Annotated in this window: 16 protein-coding genes; 6 read left to right on the top strand and 10 right to left on the bottom strand. The window is 63.4% G+C overall.

Going from position 1 to position 17395, the window contains the following annotated elements; all coding sequences use genetic code 11:
• Nucleotides 1-161 precede the first annotated feature (161 nt).
• From FJ543_RS02140 to FJ543_RS02130, 3 genes are all read right to left on the bottom strand, one after another.
• Nucleotides 162-659 (bottom strand): MaoC family dehydratase, encoded by a 498-nt coding sequence (locus tag FJ543_RS02140; RefSeq protein ID WP_140792287.1) that lies wholly within the window; start codon nt 657-659, stop codon nt 162-164.
• Between the two features lie 259 nt (nt 660-918).
• Complete coding sequence (locus FJ543_RS02135; protein ID WP_140821987.1) at nt 919-1347, bottom strand: phasin family protein; 429 nt, start codon at nt 1345-1347, stop codon at nt 919-921.
• Nucleotides 1348-1453: 106 nt separating this feature from the next.
• A complete protein-coding gene (locus FJ543_RS02130) occupies nt 1454-2749 on the bottom strand; it encodes a DUF445 domain-containing protein (RefSeq protein WP_140873589.1) in 1296 nt (431 codons plus the stop codon).
• A gap of 268 nt (nt 2750-3017) precedes the next feature.
• Here FJ543_RS02130 and rirA point away from each other — a divergent pair, with 268 nt between their 5' ends.
• Nucleotides 3018-3482 carry an iron-responsive transcriptional regulator RirA gene (rirA, locus tag FJ543_RS02125; RefSeq protein WP_015317488.1) on the top strand — a complete coding sequence of 155 codons (465 nt, stop codon included), beginning with the start codon at nt 3018-3020 and terminating at the stop codon, nt 3480-3482.
• A 32-nt stretch (nt 3483-3514) separates the two neighbouring features.
• On the opposite strand, the gene FJ543_RS02120 is transcribed toward rirA, so the two are convergent.
• From FJ543_RS02120 to hemP, 5 genes are read right to left on the bottom strand one after another with little or no spacing between them, the layout of a single operon-like run.
• Entirely contained in the window at nt 3515-4306 is a 792-nt protein-coding gene (locus FJ543_RS02120; protein WP_140661088.1) for a heme ABC transporter ATP-binding protein, read from the bottom strand.
• A 7-nt stretch (nt 4307-4313) separates the two neighbouring features.
• Nucleotides 4314-5414 (bottom strand): iron ABC transporter permease, encoded by a 1101-nt coding sequence (locus FJ543_RS02115; RefSeq protein WP_140873587.1) that lies wholly within the window; start codon nt 5412-5414, stop codon nt 4314-4316.
• A 5-nt stretch (nt 5415-5419) separates the two neighbouring features.
• On the bottom strand, nt 5420-6328 hold the full coding sequence (locus FJ543_RS02110; protein ID WP_140873585.1) for a hemin ABC transporter substrate-binding protein: 909 nt from the start codon (nt 6326-6328) through the stop codon (nt 5420-5422).
• A gap of 10 nt (nt 6329-6338) precedes the next feature.
• Nucleotides 6339-7400 carry a hemin-degrading factor gene (locus tag FJ543_RS02105; protein ID WP_140873583.1) on the bottom strand — a complete coding sequence of 354 codons (1062 nt, stop codon included), beginning with the start codon at nt 7398-7400 and terminating at the stop codon, nt 6339-6341.
• 23 nt (nt 7401-7423) lie between these two features.
• Entirely contained in the window at nt 7424-7630 is a 207-nt protein-coding gene (gene hemP, locus FJ543_RS02100; RefSeq protein WP_015317483.1) for a hemin uptake protein HemP, read from the bottom strand.
• A gap of 197 nt (nt 7631-7827) precedes the next feature.
• Between hemP and FJ543_RS02095 the strand changes: the two genes are divergently transcribed.
• The 4 genes from FJ543_RS02095 to FJ543_RS02080 are packed head-to-tail and all read left to right on the top strand — an operon-like array spanning nt 7828 to nt 11960.
• Nucleotides 7828-10017, top strand: coding sequence for a TonB-dependent hemoglobin/transferrin/lactoferrin family receptor (locus tag FJ543_RS02095; protein WP_140873581.1), 2190 nt, complete (start codon nt 7828-7830; stop codon nt 10015-10017).
• Nucleotides 10018-10019: 2 nt separating this feature from the next.
• Nucleotides 10020-10457, top strand: a complete 438-nt coding sequence (locus FJ543_RS02090; RefSeq protein ID WP_140873579.1) for a hypothetical protein — start codon at nt 10020-10022, stop codon at nt 10455-10457.
• 24 nt (nt 10458-10481) lie between these two features.
• Nucleotides 10482-11588 carry a TonB family protein gene (locus FJ543_RS02085; RefSeq protein ID WP_318011594.1) on the top strand — a complete coding sequence of 369 codons (1107 nt, stop codon included), beginning with the start codon at nt 10482-10484 and terminating at the stop codon, nt 11586-11588.
• 57 nt (nt 11589-11645) lie between these two features.
• Nucleotides 11646-11960 carry an antibiotic biosynthesis monooxygenase gene (locus FJ543_RS02080; RefSeq protein WP_140873577.1) on the top strand — a complete coding sequence of 105 codons (315 nt, stop codon included), beginning with the start codon at nt 11646-11648 and terminating at the stop codon, nt 11958-11960.
• Between the two features lie 8 nt (nt 11961-11968).
• Here FJ543_RS02080 and putA read toward each other — a convergent pair whose 3' ends face one another.
• On the bottom strand, nt 11969-15577 hold the full coding sequence (gene putA / locus FJ543_RS02075; RefSeq protein ID WP_140792271.1) for a bifunctional proline dehydrogenase/L-glutamate gamma-semialdehyde dehydrogenase PutA: 3609 nt from the start codon (nt 15575-15577) through the stop codon (nt 11969-11971).
• A gap of 163 nt (nt 15578-15740) precedes the next feature.
• On the opposite strand from putA, the gene FJ543_RS02070 reads away from it, so the two are divergent.
• The gene (locus tag FJ543_RS02070; protein ID WP_015317477.1) at nt 15741-16193 is read left to right on the top strand and encodes an Lrp/AsnC ligand binding domain-containing protein; all 453 of its coding nucleotides are present in this window, start codon (nt 15741-15743) and stop codon (nt 16191-16193) included.
• Nucleotide 16194: 1 nt separating this feature from the next.
• Here the strand turns inward: FJ543_RS02070 and FJ543_RS02065 are convergent, their stop codons facing one another.
• Complete coding sequence (locus tag FJ543_RS02065) at nt 16195-17394, bottom strand: cytochrome c peroxidase (protein ID WP_140661082.1); 1200 nt, start codon at nt 17392-17394, stop codon at nt 16195-16197.
• Nucleotide 17395 lies beyond the last annotated feature (1 nt).

Here is a 17395-nt window from a genome sequence, read left to right as displayed (position 1 = left end):
AATCAGACCATCCATGAAACGGCACAACGCCGCCAAATCTCACCATTTGCGCGGATGCTCAATCATGCCTTTTCCGAAATGCCATACCCAGATCTGGGCCTATTCCTTGCCGCACAAGAACAGCTGAAGGAAACGACGCAAGGGGCCTGGCGGGTCGCCGTTCAGGCCCCTGCCCGTTTGCGGCGCTCGTAGAGCATGACGAGTGTTTCAGCCATCAGCGCCGGCTTTTCCTCGCCTTCGATCTCGACCGTGTTGGCTGCCTTCATCAGATATTGGCCCGGGCCTTTGTCTTCCATGGAAAGCAGCGTCGTGCGCAGGCGAATGCGTGCGCCGACCTTGACCGGCGCCAGGAAACGCACCTTGTCGAAACCATAGTTGAAGGCGGCCTGCGTATTCTCCGGCACGATACCCATTTCAAGGGCCAGCGCGCCGATGATCGACAGTGTCAGATAGCCATGCGCGATCGTGGTGCGGAACGGGCTTTGCCGCCGCGCCCGTTCAGGATCGACGTGGATCCATTGATGGTCGCCCGTGCATTCGGCGAACTGGTTGATACGGTTCTGGTCGACCGTGGTCCATTCCGAGACGCCGAGCTCCTGTCCGGACATCGTTCTCAGCTGCTCGTAGGTTGGCGGCGTTTTAGGCCGTACTTCCGTCATGCCTGCTTTCCCGATCGCTTCCAAAGCTTCCGGACCACGAACCGGCGGCCTCTGTCAATTCGTCCCTCGCAAATCCGTTCCGGCGGATTCGCGCTCACTCGTGCCACGTCTTGCCATGCGATGGCAGGCGAATTGGGACTTTTTCGACCTTTCAGACTGCCGGGAGCTTATGGCGTGGCGCTAATGCAACTGTGCGAAAGGTTACGGAATCGGGAACGGGGTGTGCCCGGCCGAGAGCGGAACGACAGCCCATGAGAACCTACTTCTGCTCGTAACCGGCGCGGACCTCCTCCATCGCTTCCTTGATGCGCGCGCGCAGGATGTCGATCGATTCGGTGCCTGATTTCCTGGCTAGCTCAGCCACTTCAGCGGCGTTCTTGAGCGCCGCCTCAAAGGATTTTCTGGCAAACTCGGTCTGCTTGGCCATCAACTCCTGCGGATTGCCCGGTGCGCGGTAGCTCTGAGCCATGTCAGCGATTTCACGCAGCGTGTCCTGCAGCATTTCTCGTTGCCTAGACAACAGCGAGGACGTCCCAGCCGCCCCGGCACGCGCGGATTTCTCCAAAGCTTCGAGATTCTTGCGGTGATGCGCAAGAATCGCTTCGACATCCACATTCGGCACCTTCAGGTCACGGCCGAACCTGCCGAACATTTCCATGAAGGAATCGGATTCCGATTGTCTGGCCATGATTGTCATCTCCCCTTTGCCGCGGTCGCGGACGCCCTCATCGAGAAGAATAGCACTCGAACGCCTCGTGTCCATTTCGAACACGGGCCTAGGCGATCGCTAGGGATCAATTGACCGGGAGCAGCAGCTCGATCGTGTAAAGCACGATGCCCGCCAGCCCACCGATGATCATGCCGTTGAAGCGGATATATTGCAGGTCCCTGCCAATGTTCATCTCGATCAGGCGTGTCAGTTGGGCAAGGTCCCAGCGCTTGACCTGGTCGGCGATGAATTTCGACACACCGCTCTTCTGGCTTTCGACGAAGGAGGCCAGCGCCACCACGAATCCTTGGTTCATGTCGGCCCGGATCTGCGCGTCTCCGGCCAGATGGCGGCCGACTTCGACAAACATGTTGGCCAGATGCTCCCTGATCAACGAATTCGGCGCCTTGGCGTCCTGCTCGATGAACAGGCTGAGGCTCTCCCACATGTCGCCGGCCAGCGCCCTGATTTCGGGTCTGGCGAGGAAGTCGCGCTTCATTTTCTCTGCTCGCCTGGCATATTGCTTGGACGTGCGCAGCCGCTCGACGAAACTTTGCGCGAAACGGTCGAATTCGGCGCGCATCGGGTGATCTGGATCGGCACGCACCTCGTCCAGCAAGGAGCCAGCCGAAGCGACGATCTTCTTCAGGAGATAGGCGTCGGCCCGGAACAGGTTGAATAGCGACGGGAGTTCCTCGCGGATCTTGTCGCGCATCGTCGCCAGCGCCTGTTCGTCGTTGAGGAACCGGCCGATGACCTTGATGAACTCGTCGAACAGCTTCTGGTGGCGGCGGTCGTCGGTGAGCGCGGACAGAAGTTCGGCCGCAAGTGGCGCCAGCGGCACCTTTTCGATCTGTTCGAGCATGCGGCTGGTGACGAAGCCGCGCAGACCGGATTGTTCGACGGCGGTAAGCGTCTGCGGCACCAGCCGCACGACGAAGCGCGACAGGCCGGCGGCGCGTTCGGCATCGGCCAGCCAGTCGGCCACGAGCGCCGAAAAATCGACCTCGGCGAGTTTTTCACGCACCGGTTCCGGCGCCAGGAAATTGGCCTCGATGAAACGGCCGAGATTGTCGGCGATACGGTCCTGGTTTTCCGGGATGATGGCGGTGTGCGGGATGGGCAACCCGAGCGGCCGTTTGAACAGCGCCACCACCGCATACCAGTCGGCAAGGCCGCCGATCGTTGCCGCCTCGGCGAAGGCGGCGACGAAGCCGAGCCATGGATAGCTGCTCTGGAAGGACTTGGCCAAGGCAAAGACCACCACGCAGAGTGCCAATGCTGCCGTGGCGACGAACTTTGTCCGCCGCAGCGCGGAAAGCTTGGCGCCCGCGTCGGCATCGAACCGCACTGGCGCCAGGGATTGGTCCGATTGAGCCATGCCGCTCCTCGTCTATTAGGCCTATCTAGTGCCGCGGCCGCCGGAATGCCCGTGGCAGCCGGTTTGTCTGTCCCGGCTTTTGCCCGGCGGCGCACATAAAGTTGACGAGTTTATTCATCTATGATGCCCGGCTAGTCTGGAATTATTCCAAGGTATAGGCCATATTCCGCCGAGACCAGTGCAGCGATCCGGATTCCGGACGAGGGCCGCGCCAGCAAAGTTTAGAATCTGGCGTGGTTGCATCATATCAGCGCCAAGTGAGGACAAGATGCGGCTTACGCGCCAAACCAACTATGCCATGCGCATTCTGATGTATTGCGCCGCCAACAATGACCGGTTGAGCCGCATCCCGGAGATCGCGGCCGCCTATTCGGTGTCGGAACTGTTCCTGTTCAAAATCCTGCAGCCTCTGGTCGAGAATGGCATGGTCGAGACTGTGCGCGGCCGGAACGGAGGGGTACGGCTCGGCCGTGCCGCCGAATCGATAAGCCTGTTCGACGTTGTGCGCGTGACCGAGGAAAGTTTTGCCATGGCGGAGTGCTTCGAGAACGATGCCGCCGAATGCCCGCTGGTCGACAGCTGCGCGCTGAACTCCGCATTGCGCGAAGCGCTCAACGCCTTCTTCGCCGTGCTTGCCCGCTACACGATCGCCGACCTCGTGGCGGCAAGGCCAAATGTACGCGCCCTGCTCGGCATCGACATGCTGATGGAGCGCCGCGCCCCAGCGGCCTGATCCCTGCCGCATCGTGCAGTGTCGGCTGAATATCAGCTGACCGACGATTGCGGGAGCACGAACGGCATGTTGCCGGCCGGCAGCACGCCGACCTTGAGCCGGCAATCGAACACCTTCTCGATCAGGTCGTCACTCAGCACGTCGCGGGGCAAGCCGCTGGCGGCCAGCCGGCCGCGATGCATCACGAAGATGCGGTCAGCGTACATGGCCGTCAGATTGAGGTCGTGCAGGATCGCTACCACGCCCCCGCCCCTTCTGGCGAAGTCGCGGGCGATGTTCATGATGATCAGCTGGTGCTTGATGTCGAGGCTGGACACCGGCTCGTCAAGGAACAGATAGCGCGGCTTGCCGTCGAGCACCGGCGCCCAGACCTGGCACAGCACGCGCGCAAGCTGGACACGCTGCTGCTCGCCACCGGAAAGCTCCTGATAGAAGCGGCCGGCAAAGCCGTCGAGATCGACCCGCGCCAGCGCCCGTTCCGGCAGGCGTCCGTCCTCGCCCGGCAGCGCGCCCGAACGGCCACCGACCAGGCCAAGCCTGACGACCTCCCGCACAGTGAAAGGAAACGACAGTGTCGTCGCCTGCGGCAACACAGCCCGCTGGACGGCGACCTCCACCGGCTTCATCGCTGCGAGGTCGCGGCCGTTGAGGACGACACTCCCGGTATAGCCGAGGTCCCCCGACAATGCCCTCAGGAAGGTCGTCTTGCCCGAACCATTGGGGCCGACGATTGCCGCCACCTCGCCCGGCCGCGCATCGAAATCGACACCGGCAACAATTCTCTTGCCGGCGATATCGACCGAAACATTCCTCGCCTCGATCATTCCAGCCTCACAAATCGATCACGCCGCGCCTGCGCAGCAATATCCACAGGAAGAACGGCGCGCCTGATATTGCGGTGACGATGCCGATCGGCAGCTCGGCCGGCGCCACGATGGTGCGGGCGACCGCATCGGCAAGCAGCAACGAGGAGGCGCCGAGCAGCCCCGAGGCCGGCAGCAGGTAACGATTGTCGGGTCCGATCAGCAGTCGCAGCAGATGCGGCACGACGATGCCGACGAAGCCGATGCCGCCGCTGACGGCGACGGAGGCGCCGACCGCCGCCGAAACGCCGATGATGGCAGTGTATTTCAGCCGCTGCACCGGAATGCCGAGATGGCCGGCGGTCGCTTCGCCCAGCGCCAGCGCGTTAAGGCCGCGGGCCAGGAACGGCATCGCCGCCAGTGCCAGGACGATTATGGGTCCTACGGAAGCGATCTTGGCCCATGTCGCACCGCCGAGCGATCCCAGTGACCAGAAGGTCAGGTCGCGCAGCTGGCGATCGTCGGCCATGAATATGAGGATTCCGGTCAGCGCCATGGCAAGTGCCGCCAGGGCTATGCCCGCGAGCAGCATGGTGGCGACCGAGGTTTGTCCACGTCGCGTGGCGACCTGATAGAGCGCCAATGTGGTGACGAGACCGCCGACGAACGCCGCAAGCGGCAGCGCCAGCGTTCCGAGCAAGGCGGTCACCGGCGCCAGCGCGGTCCCGCCAAGAACGATGATGATCACCGCGCCAAGGCTGGACCCTGCGGAAACGCCGATCAGACCGGGGTCGGCGAGCGGATTGCGGAACAGTCCTTGCATGACGGCGCCACAAACCGCGAGCGCCGCACCCACCAACATGCCGAGGATGACGCGTGGCATGCGGATGTCATGGACGATCAAGCTGTCGCGGGCGTTGAGCGCCGCATCGCCGGGGACGGAGCCAAAGAGCCAATCCCTGAAGACGGTCACGGCGGATGCATCCGATGCGCCGGATGTGAGCGAAAGCAAGATGGCGATCGCCAAGCCCAGGCACAGCAGAAGGATGACGGCACGGGCGCGGCCGGAACGATCCCCTTCGGATGCCCTAATCGCCTTCGCCGGACCTGCGATCGACTGGTCGGCCATGATGCTCAGTCCGTGACCTGTGCGCCATAAAGCGAAACGGCGAGATCATGGATCGCGTCGGCCGTGCGCGGCCCGAAGCCGAGTAGATAGGCGCCATCGATGCGGATCAGCTTGCGCGCCGTTCCGGCCGGCGTTGAGGCGATGGATGGATTGCCGAACACTTCGTCGTCCGAGACCGGCGGCCCGGCATTGCTCATCATCAGGATCACGTCCGGCCTTGCGGTGATGATCGCTTCGTCCGACATTTGCTTGTAGCCGGAAAAGCCTTCCACCGCATTGACCCCGCCCGCCAGCTTGACCATGCCGTCGGCCGCGGTTTCGCTGCCGGCCGCCAGGATCTTGCCACCCTGCGTCGAGAGAATGAACAGCACGCGCCTGCGCTCCTTGATCGAGGTTGTCCGCTTTTCGGCGGCTGTGAGTTTCGCATCGAGCGCCCTGGCCAGCACCTCGGCCTTGGCCTCGACCCCGATCGCCTTGCCGACAATGCGGACCTTCTGGAGGATGCCTTCGCGGTTGTACTGCTCGGGCACTTCGATGAACGGAATGCTCGTCTTCTTCAGCACGTCGACGGCTTCCCTGGGACCGCTGCCGTGCAATGCCAGTATGCCCGTCGGATTGACCGACAAGACGCCTTCCGGCGACAGCTGGCGCATGTAACCGACATCAGGCAGGTCGAGCGCGGCCTTTGGATAGAGGCTGGTGGAATCGCGCGCCACCAAATGTCTCTCCTCGCCAAGCGCATAGACGATCTCGGTGATGGAGCCGCCAATAGCGGCGATCTTCGAAGGATCGGCGAACACCGAAACGCCTTCGGTGGCGCCGGCTGGTTGCAGCGCGGCGAAAGCCATGGAAAGGCCGATTGCATAACCAACCCTCGATCCGCGCAGGGCGGACGGTCTCGAAACAAAACGCATCACACTTTCCTCAGGCTGCCGTCGGGTTCGGAATGCGCGGCAGGTGCTCGGCCAGAAAACGCCAGTCGTCGCGCTCGCTTTCGCCTTCATGGCGCTTGCCGAAGAACTGGATGATCATGTCGCCATTGGCGGCATAGACCTCGAGCGATGTGACATGGCCGTCATTGGTCGGCTTGCGCACCGCCCAGACTTCATGGATGTGGTCGGTGCGCAGGTGCAGGTGGAAGGTCTCGTCGAGCACGTTGATCCACGGCCCCATGGGCTTGATCGATTTGATCGGCCCGGAGTGGATCTGGATGCAGCCGCGGTTGCCCACGAAGCACATGATCGGCATCTCGCTTTCGGCGGCGTGATGGAACATGGCGCGCACCGCGTCATTGTCGAGCAGCCAGGCGTAGTCCTGGCCAACCATGCGCACTGCCTGGCGGCGGCTGAGCTTCAGCGTCTTCAGCATGCCGAAGAACTGGTGCACGTCCGTCAGCCGGCTCCAGCGGTCACGCAGGTCGTCCAGGCTCGCCGTCGATGCCCCGGCCTCGCTTTCCTCATCGAGAACCGGCCCCGAAATGTCGATCGTCGGCTCCTGGTTCGGTGATTCCAGCGAGGCGACCAGTTTCTGGTAGGCATGGAGGCTGGAGGCCGGGCGCAGATGCACCTTGTGCACCGCGTCGCCGGCCGCATCGAAGAACTGCAGGCTGCGGCGGATGTCGTCGCCGTCGCGCTTCTCCACGGCAAAGCCATGCGCCCAGATTTTCGGAAAAATGCGCAGGTCGATGTTCTCGCCGAGCACCATGGCATTGTGATTGCCGGTGACGACCTTGTCATAGACGCCGATCTTCTCGTGCACGGCGCTTTCGTTGCGGGTCAGCGCCATCACCTCGCCAACGGCCTCGAGACCGGTCAGAAGGTCGTTGACGCGCGGTTCGACGCGGACGACGCCGTCGCCGCAATGCGCGGCCACCAGCTCGGCCTCCGAAATGCCGAGCTGGGCGGCGAGGTCACGCTCGCGCGCTTTCGGATTGTCGGTCCGGGCCCGCCGGATTTCATGCGGAGCGGGTTTTACGCGCTGGTCCATGTCTTTACCCCTGATGCCTTGCCTTACTTGTTGAGAATGAGCTTGCCCTGGCGGGTGATCTTCAGCCGGTAGAGCGCGCCATGATGCTCGATTCCGATTTCGTGCTCGCCCTGGAACAGCGTGTTGCTGGACAGCGTCCGCACCGCCAGCGAGACCCGATCGAAACGGGTGGAGGTATCGTCGGAACGGCGGACGCGATAGCGAAACTCGTTGGGATTGTGCGTGTTCATCTGGGTCGATCCCTTTCCTGTGCCGGGCATCTGGCTAGGCGTTGCGAATTGCCGATTCATTCTTGACTTGAATAATCATGTTTACTAGTCAGTGCAATACCGGACTAAATGAGTCAACATTTAAGATGCCGGATACGATCAAAATGCCAGCAAGCCCCGGGCCAGCCAGCATGGAACCTGGGATTTGGAGTTGGGGCATGGGGTTGATAAGTTGGGAACGGCGCCGTCGGTGGGCGGCGAACGGTGCGGCGGCTTTGCTCGCAAGCGTGGCGGCGATCGCTCTATCCGCGCCATCGGCGCACGCGCAACCTGCGACGCAGGCGGCGAGCGAGCAGACGGATCAATCGAAGAAGACTGACCAGCAAAAGGCAGCCCCCGCGGGCGCTACGTTGCTCGACAGGATCCTGGTGCTCAGCCGCACCGGCGAAACGGCGATACAGTCGCTGGCCTCTGCCAGCCATGTCGACCAGGAACAGCTCGATCGCCGCATGGCGACAACGCCGAACGAGATGCTTTTCGGTGTGCCTGGCGTCGCTGCGCAGGCCGACGCCAGGCGCGTCAGCACCAGCATCAACATCCGCGGCCTGCAGGATTTCGGCCGCGTCGCGGTGATCGTCGATGGCGCGCGCCAGAATTTCCAGCGTTCCGACCACGGCACCCAGTCGACCTTCTACATCGATCCCGAGCTCGTCAAATCCGTCGACGTGATCCGTGGTCCCGTCGCCAACACCTATGGCTCGGGCGCTATTGGCGGCGTCGTCTTCTTCGATACCAAGGATGCGGTCGATTTCCTGAAGCCCGACGAGACCTGGGCCGGATCCGTCACCGGACGCTACGAGAGCAACGGCAAGGGCTGGACCACCAGCGCCACCGGTGCCTATCGCATCAATGAGAACTGGGACGTGTTGGGCAACATCGTTTACCGCGACTACGACAACTACAAGGACGGCGACGGCGACACCGTCAACGGCACCGGCTTCGACGTGCAGAGCGGCCTGTTCAAGACGACCATCCGGCCAACCGAGAACAGTGAGCTCAAGCTCGGCTGGGTCGGTTCGAGCGACGGCTGGGACGAGACCAGCGGCGGCGTGCCGGTCAACGATGTCGACCTGAAGTCGAACACCTTCACGGCCCGCTACAACATCACGGACGAAGACAAGAGCTGGCTCGATCTCCACATCAACACGTCCTACAACAAGACCAATCTCGACCTGACCAGTCTCGCGCCGCAGAATCGCTTCGATCCGGTGACCGGTCTTCCCGTGGTGCTGCCGGCAGGATCACTGTCGACATTCGATGTCGGCACGACCGGCATCGATATCTGGAACACGTCGCGGTTCGAAACGAACGGCATCGCGCATGAACTGACCTATGGCGGCGATTGGGTCGGCGACAACGTCAAGACGGGTGGCGCGGCCGGGGGCGACAGTTTCTACACGCCGTCGGGCAAGCGCAACGTGTCCGGCGCCTATGTCCAGGACAAGCTCACCTGGGACTGGCTCGAAGTCATCGCTGGCCTGCGCTACGACAGCTACAGCCTGAAGGATGACACGCATGATATTTCCGGCGACAGGCTATCCCCGCGCGTCACCGTCGGTGTCTCGCCGTTCGAGAGCGCCGGGCTTGCCGGTCTGCAATTCTACGGCACCTATGCGGAAGGCTACCGCTCGCCCTCCATCACGGAAACGCTGATCAGCGGCAATCATCCGGCCGGCGTCAGCTTCCCGTTCCTGCCCAATCCAAATCTGCGGCCTGAAACCGGCAAGACGACCGAGTTCGGCGTCAACTACAAGCAGAACGATATCTTCGAGCCGGGCGACGCCTTGCGCCTGAAAGCAGCCTATTTCAACAACGATGTCGACGACTATATCGACGGCGTAACGCTGTCGCCGTTCGCTCCAGGCAGTGGCTGCCCCTTCGGCCCCGGAATCCCGATCTGCTTCCAGTATCAAAATTTCGCCAAGGCCAAGATCAACGGCTTCGAGCTGGAAGGCGTCTATGACGCGGCATGGGGCTATGCCGGCTTCTCGGCCTCGATCACGGATGGCCACACCGTTTCCTACAAGGGTGTGGAAGCCGACCTCGCCACTATTCCCTCCTCTCAGGTCACCGCTCAGCTTGGCCTGCGTTTCCTCGAGGACAAGCTGACCGTCGGCGGTGAGGTGCAGTATAACGGCAAGCCGAAGGGCAATGCCGTTGCGACGGACTACACGCTGGTCAATGCCTTCGCCAGCTATCAGGCGACCGACAATCTGAAAGTCGATTTCCGCGCCGACAATCTGTTCGACGTCAAATACGCCAATCCGCTGAACGGCAGCACCACGGTTGCGGTCTACGAACCCGGTATCACGCTGAAGCTAGCGGCAACCATGCGCTTTGGAGGCTGACCATGACGCCCTTGACGGCATCCCTTCGTTTGCTGACCTCGACGCTGGCGATGTCGCTGACGACAATTCCGGCGTGGGCTGAGCAGTCCGCGCCGGTCCTGACCCTCGAACTCAATGCCGCGCAGCCTTCCGGCAAGGGCTGCCGGCTGACCTTCCTGATCAGCAACAATCTCGGCGCCGACCTGACCAAGGCGGCGTTCGAGATCGCTCTGTTCAACAAGGCCGGCATCGTCGACCGGCTGACCGTGCTCGACTTCAAGGACCTGCCGCACGGCAAGACCAAGGTGACACGCTTTGACCTGGCCGGCACCGACTGCACCAAGGTCAGCCGCGTGCTGGTCAACAGCGGAACGGATTGCGCTGGCACGGGCGTCGAACCAACTGCCTGCATGCGCAAGCTGAAGACGGACACCAGGACCGGCATCGCTTTCGGCGTCTGAAGTGGGACTGCATAAGAAAAGACCGTGGCAGGGCCGCTGGCCGGCTTCGATTGCTTACCGGTTGAGGCAGCCGATCTTGATTTGACAAGTCTGCGCGTATCGCTGCAATTTCGCGCCCGCGACATGCAGGAAATCAGTCCACTCCCCGACGCTGGCAGCGAGTTGGCAATAGCGCCGGCAGAGCGACTTGCCCAGGCACGACCGCAAGCCAGCAACGGCAAGTGGCAGGCTGCGATCGCCATCTCCTGCCTGGTCCATGCCGGCGTGGCGGCGGCTTTTCTGATCTCGTCCGCCGGCAAGTTCGATTCGAGGGAGGCAGAGCAGTCGGAAGGCGGCGATCACCAAGGTGACAAGGTCGCCGGCAGTGCATTGAACAAGGACCCGGCGGCAATGAATGTCACGCTGGTGCCACCCCCGCCGACGGCCAAGCCTCATCCGGCAAAGGCGGCCAGGCCGGCGCCGACTAAACCTTCACAGCCCGCGCAGGAACCGGTGACACACGCTCCCGAGCCTGCCCAGGCCGCGAAACAGGCTTCGGAGCCCTCGGCGGAACCTGTCAAACAGCCCGTGGCCACGCCGGACATACTGGTGGCGGCAACCCCGCGCCCGGATGACCAGAGCGTGGCTGCCAGGACAGAAACGCCGGCACAGCCGAACGCCCAGGCCGAAACCACCGAAATTCCTGTCACCGTTCCGGACCAACCGCCGATCCCCGTTGCAAGGCCAACTGCGGCGGCTGCCCCTGCCACTGCTGGAGCAGCGAATGAACGGAGCGGCACGGCCGATGGCCAGGACCGGCTGGCGGAAGCGGCCAGCAAGGGCAAAAGGCAAAAAGACCCAGGCAGCACTGCTGAAGACAGCTACCGCGGCAACGTCTTTCGAAAACTCGGCAGCGTCAATCGTACTCTCCCGCCTTCGCTGCAATTGGCCGCGCGTAACAATGCTGTTGTGGCGTTCGCCATAGGCAGGAAGGGCGACATAGACCAGTTGCGCATTCTGGAAAGCTCAGGATCGCCGATTTTCGACGAGGCCGCGCTTGGCATCGTGCGCAAGGCCGCTCCCTTCCCTCCAATTCCGTCACAGGCATCGAACCCGAGCTTGGAGTTCGAGGTCGGGATCGGCCCGTTTTGACTAGGCCCGGAACAAGCGGTGCGGCGCAACCATCAACATCCGCGTGAAAGGGACCCCATGTACATCGCCATGAACCGCTTCAAGGTCCAGACCGGCTCGGAGGGCAACTTCGAAGCCATGTGGAAGAACCGCGACTCCAGCCTGGCCAAGATGAAGGGTTTTCGCGAATTCCACCTGCTGCGCGGCCCGGTCAACGAGACCGAGGGCTACACGCTGTTTGCGTCGCACACGGTGTGGGCGACTCACGATGATTTCGTCGCCTGGACCAAGTCGGAGAACTTCCGCGCCGCCCACCGGAATGTCGGCACGACGAAAGTCCACTATCTCGGCCACCCGCAATTCGAGGGCTTTTCCGTCGTCGAGGGCGCGTAGATACCGACCTATGCGGCGGCCAAGAGGCTGGCATTGCCACCCGCGGCGGTCGTGTCGACGCAGACCGCCCGCTCATGCGCATAAGCCGCCGGATAAAGCACCTCGCTGACCAGCGGGACGATCGGCCCGCTGCGCTCGGCGATGACCTTGCGCACGATGCGCGCCGCCTCGGGCGTGCCTGAAAAAGCAACCACATCGACCCGCAGCGAGCGCGCCTCGACAGGATCGGGGCGGCCGTCGATGGCCGCCAGCGGCAGGCCTTTGCCGGTCAATGCCGAGAGCGCAGCCGGTGCGCCCGGCGCAACAGCCAGCACCGCATTGCCGGCGGCGAGCGCCTGGATGGTCTGCGCCAGCAGCGTGTCGCCGTCCGGCCCCAAGCACAGCACCCGGCCGCGCGGCGACAGCGACAGCGTGTTGGCCTCGCCGGTCGGCCCGGGCAGATCGACCTGGCCGAAATCAATGCTGGCGGCGGCACCGATCGCGGCCGCGCCCTTGCCGCGAAGATGCTTCCTGAGGATGGCGACCCGGTCCGGCCGCGTCGACCAGCCGCCGAGAGCGGGATCGGGCAGATTGTCGGCCAGTTCGGTCGCGGTCACCTTATGGCCTTCGCCGACTTCCGTGCCCGCTTCAGGCCCTTTCCGGAAACGCCTGAGATAGTGCGGCCCGCCGGCCTTTGGCCCGGTGCCGGACAGGCCCTCGCCGCCAAATGGCTGCGAACCGACGACAGCGCCGATCTGGTTGCGGTTGACATAGATGTTGCCGGCATGGATGCCGTCGACGAAATGCTGCACCCGGCCCTCGATACGGGTGTGCAGGCCGAAGGTCAGGCCGTAGCCCTTGCGGTTGATGGCGGCGATGACGCTGTCGATCTGGTCGGCGTCGAAGGTCGCGACGTGCAGCACCGGACCGAACACTTCGCGCTCCATCTCCTCGATGCCCTTGACCCGGAAGACATGCGGCGCGACGAAGCGGCCATCCTTGGGCGCCTCAAGTTTAGCGATCAGCCGGCCCTGCAGGCCCATCGTCGTGCAATAATCGCGGATCGAACTTTGCGCGTCATCGTCGATCACCGGACCGACATCGGTCGAAATCCGCCAGGGATCGCCGACATTGAGCGCCTCCATGGCGCCTTTCAGCATCTCCAGCATCTTCTTCTCGACGTCTTTCTGGACATAGAGCACGCGCAACGCCGAGCAGCGCTGGCCGGCACTCTGGAAGGCCGACGCGAGGATGTCACGCACCGCCTGCTCAGGAAGTGCCGTGGAATCGACGATCATGGCATTGAGGCCGCCGGTCTCGGCGATCAGCATGGCGTCCGGCGCCGCGGTCTCGGCCAATTGCTTTTCGATCAGCTTGGCGACCTCGGTCGAGCCGGTGAAGCAGACGCCGGCAATACGCGGGTCCGCTGTCAGCGGACCACCGACCGACGGGCCGTCCCCGGGCAGGAGTTGGATGACGTCTTCCGGCACGCCGGCCTCGCGCAGCATCTCGACGGCGCGGAAGGCGATCAGCGGGGTCTGCTCGGCTGGCTTGGCGATCACTGAATTGCCAGTGACAAGTGCTGCCGCGATCTGGCCGGTGAAGATGGCGAGCGGGAAATTCCACGGCGAGATGCAGACGATGGCGCCGCGCGCTTGCGTGCCCGTTTCGGCGTTCGCCGCCTCGGTGGCGTAATAGCGCAGGAAGTCGACCGCCTCGCGCACTTCGGCGACGCCGTCGGCCAGCGATTTGCCGGCCTCGCGCGTGGCGAGCGCGAAGAACTCGACGGCATTGGCCTCGTAAAGATCGGCGGCACGGTTGAGGATAGCGGCACGCTCGGCGACCGGGCGTTTTGCCCACGCCGGCTGCGCCTCGACAGCGATGCGCACGGCGGTTGCGACCTGCTTGGCGGCGGCCTCGTGAACCGTGCCGACCACCTCGGAAGGCTTTGCCGGATTGAGGATCGGGCGCTGCTTGCCGTAGCCGGCGGCGCGCGTGATCGGCTTGGCGTGCCAGCGATCGGGACCCGCAAATGCCGCTCTGGCCTGCTCGATCGCCGCCAGCGTCACCGTGTCGGTGATGTCGAATCCCTTCGAGTTGCGGCGCCCGATCCCAAAGATCTGGGAAGGCCGGGCAATCGCCGGATTGGCGGCGGGACCCTGGCTTTCAACCGTTTCCAGCGGATCGCGTGCGATATCCTCCGGCTCGACCTCCTCGTCGGTCAATTGGTGCACGAAGGAGGAGTTGGCGCCGTTTTCCAGGAGCCGGCGGACCAGATAGGCCAGCAGGTCCGAATGCGCGCCGACCGGCGCATAGATACGGCAACGCGTGCCTTCGGCCTTGCGCACCGTTTCGTGCAAAGCCTCGCCCATGCCATGCAGGCGCTGGAATTCGAAGGTGTCGCGACTGTCAGCCATCGACAGGATGGCGGCGACGGTGTGCGCGTTATGGGTGGCGAACTGCGGATAGATGCGGTCGGTCATGCCAAGCAGCTTTTTCGCGCAAGCCATGTAGGAGACGTCGGTGTTGGCCTTGCGCGTGAACACGGGATAACCGGCAAGCCCGAGTGTCTGCGCCCGCTTGATCTCCGTGTCCCAATAGGCACCCTTGACCAGCCGGACCATGATGTTGCGATTATGCTTGTTGGCCAGGGCATAGAGCCAATCGATGGTGAAAGCCGCGCGCGGACCATAGGCCTGCACGACGACGCCAAAGCCGTTCCAGCCGGCGAGTTCCGGCTCGGCCAGCACCCGCTCGATCACGTCGAGCGACAGGTCGAGACGATCCGCCTCCTCGGCGTCGATGTTGAGCCCCATCCGCGAATGCCGTGCGGCCAGGGCCAGCGACAACAGCCGCTCGGCCATCACAGGCAGCATCTCTTCCTTTTGCGCTTCTTCGTAGCGGGGATGCAGTGCCGAAAGCTTGACGGAGATGCCATGGTTCTGGCGGATATCTGGCCCGTTCGAGCCAGCATCGAGCGAGGAAATGGCGTCGGCATAGGCCTTGTGATAGCGCAGCGCGTCCGCCTCGGTGCGGGCCGCCTCGCCCAGCATGTCGAAGGAGTAGAGGTAACCCTTCTGCGTCATTGGCCGGCCGCGCTTGACGGCTTCCGCGATCGTGCGGCCAAGCACGAACTGCTCGCCCATCTCGCGCATGGCGGCGGCCACTGCCTTGCGGATGACCGGTTCGCCCAGCCGGCGCACCATCGAACGCAGCGTGCCTTCGATACCGCCCTCACCTTCATCGAGCACGCGGCCGGTTAGCATCAGCGCCCAGGTCGAGGCGTTGACGAAGATCGAACTCGAACCGCCCGAATGCGCCGACCAGTCGTGCGGCGCGATCTTATCGGCGATGAGATCGTCCATCGTCTCTGTGTCGGGTACGCGCAGCAGCGCCTCGGCCAGGCACATCAGCGCCACGCCTTCCTTGGTGGAGAGGCCGTAGGCCGAGAGGAAGACTTCCATCAGCCGGGGATCGGACGAACCGCGCACCGCCCGCACCAGGTCGGCCGCACGCGCCGAGATCGCCTTACGGTCTCCGGCCGAAAGCCCGGCCGCCTCGGCTAATCGCTTAACCGCTGCGTCTTCGTCGGGCAAATAATTGGCGCGGATCTGCTGGCGGATGGCGTCGAGCGGCATGGCGGTCCTATGAGCAAGCACAAGGGAACGGGCCGGCGGTCACCGGACCGAATGGCGCAAGCTAGCACAAGTGCCAGATTTCAGGCGGTCTGAAAAAATCGACAGGGCAGCTCAATTGATCTATCATGTTGCCGAAAAATTGCTCATTCGGGCTGCAGTTTCGATGACAGAAGATCAATTGGACCGCATCGACAGGAACATCCTGTCGGCACTGGCCGGCAATGGCCGGCTTTCCATGTCGGAACTGGCGGTCAAGGTCGGCCTGTCGAAGACACCGGTGCAGGCGCGGGTGAAGCGGCTGGAGAAGGACGGCTATATCAGGGGATACCAGGCGATCATCGACCGCGAACGCATGGGCGAAGGCCATGTCGCCTTCGTGCAGGTGAAATTATCGGACACCCGATCCGCCGCGCTCGATGCCTTCAACCGCTCCGTACAAGCCGTGCCGGAAATCGAGCAGTGCCACATGATGGCGTCGAGCTTCGACTATCTCCTTAAGGTCCGCACGAAGGACATCGCCGCCTATCGCCGCGTGCTCGGTGAGCGCATCTCCGCCCTGCCCCACGTCGCCCAGACCTCGACCTTCGTGGCGATGGAGACGGTCAAGGACAGGTAACCTATTCCGATAGCGTCTTCAGGAACGCCACCAGTGCGGCGCGCTCGCGGTCCGAGAGCTCCAGCGGGTGAATTTCAGAACTGCCCTCGACGCTTGGCGCAGCCTTGGCATAGTGAGCGACGACCTCGTCGAGCGATGAAAACTGCCCGGCGTGCATGTAAGGCGGCCGCGTCGCCGCACCGCGCAGCGACGGCGTCTTGTAGGCGCGCACAAGTTCCGGCGCATCCTTGACCATGAAGCGCAGCTCGCCGCAGGCACTGGCCTCGCCATCGCGATAGGCTCCGAAGCAGTTGAACGGGTCGGCCTCGACCTGGGCCACCGCATCGACGCGCCCACGATCCGCCGGCAGGCCGGCAGCAGGCGGTACACCCGTGTTGTGAAAACCGTTGTCGCTGAAGCGCGGGCCGTTGTGGCAGCTCACGCAATTGGCCTTGCCGACGAACAGTTTCAACCCAAGGATTTCCTCCGTGGAAAAGACGGCATCGCCTTTCGGCTCGGCGCCTGTCGCAAGGTCCAGCGCAAAGCGGTCGAAGCGTGTCGGTGCCGGCTCGATCGAGCGTTCGAAAGCGGCGATCGCCTTGCCGATATTGGCATAGACGCCGTTGATTGCGTCGCGCTGCGCATCGCTCATCGCGTTCCAGGCGGTTTTTTCGGCATCGCTTCCAAGCGGGCTGGCATTTGGCGGAATGCTGGACAAATCAGGCAATGGCCCGAAGATGCGCTCATAGCGTTCGCCGAAACGCGCCTTCATGTAATGCGCGTAGGCAGCACGGTTTCCCGCCTGTTCCAACGGGTTTTCGAGCGGTGTCAGCGCCTGCGCCCACAGGCTGTCGCGCCGTCCATCCCAGAAGAACCAGGGGTCGCGCGCCACGCCGGCCAGCGGCATGGTGCGCCGGTTGGTGTGGCCGACTCCGACCGCCTGCGGCAGGTCGTCCTGGAACTGCCGGTCGATCTTGTGGCAGGTCGAGCAGGACACCGTACCGTCGCGGCTCATCCCGACGTCGAAGAACAGCGTCGAGCCGAGCGCCGCCGCGGCCGGCTCATCGGCGAAGCGGTTGGTGGTATCAGGCTTCAGCGCCGGCAGCGTATTCAGCGCGAGCGATGCAATCGTCTTCTTCTCGGCATCGGAAAAATCCGGCTTGCCGCAACCGGCAAGGATGGCTGCCACCGTCAGTGCCAAAAAGCAGAAAAAGCGCCTCATC

Origin of the sequence: Mesorhizobium sp. B2-5-7, from assembly GCF_006440875.1 — a bacterium.
Classification (GTDB): domain Bacteria; phylum Pseudomonadota; class Alphaproteobacteria; order Rhizobiales; family Rhizobiaceae; genus Mesorhizobium; species Mesorhizobium australicum.
Note: the sequence above shows the minus strand (reverse complement) of the source record. Positions and strands in the feature narration are given on the sequence as shown.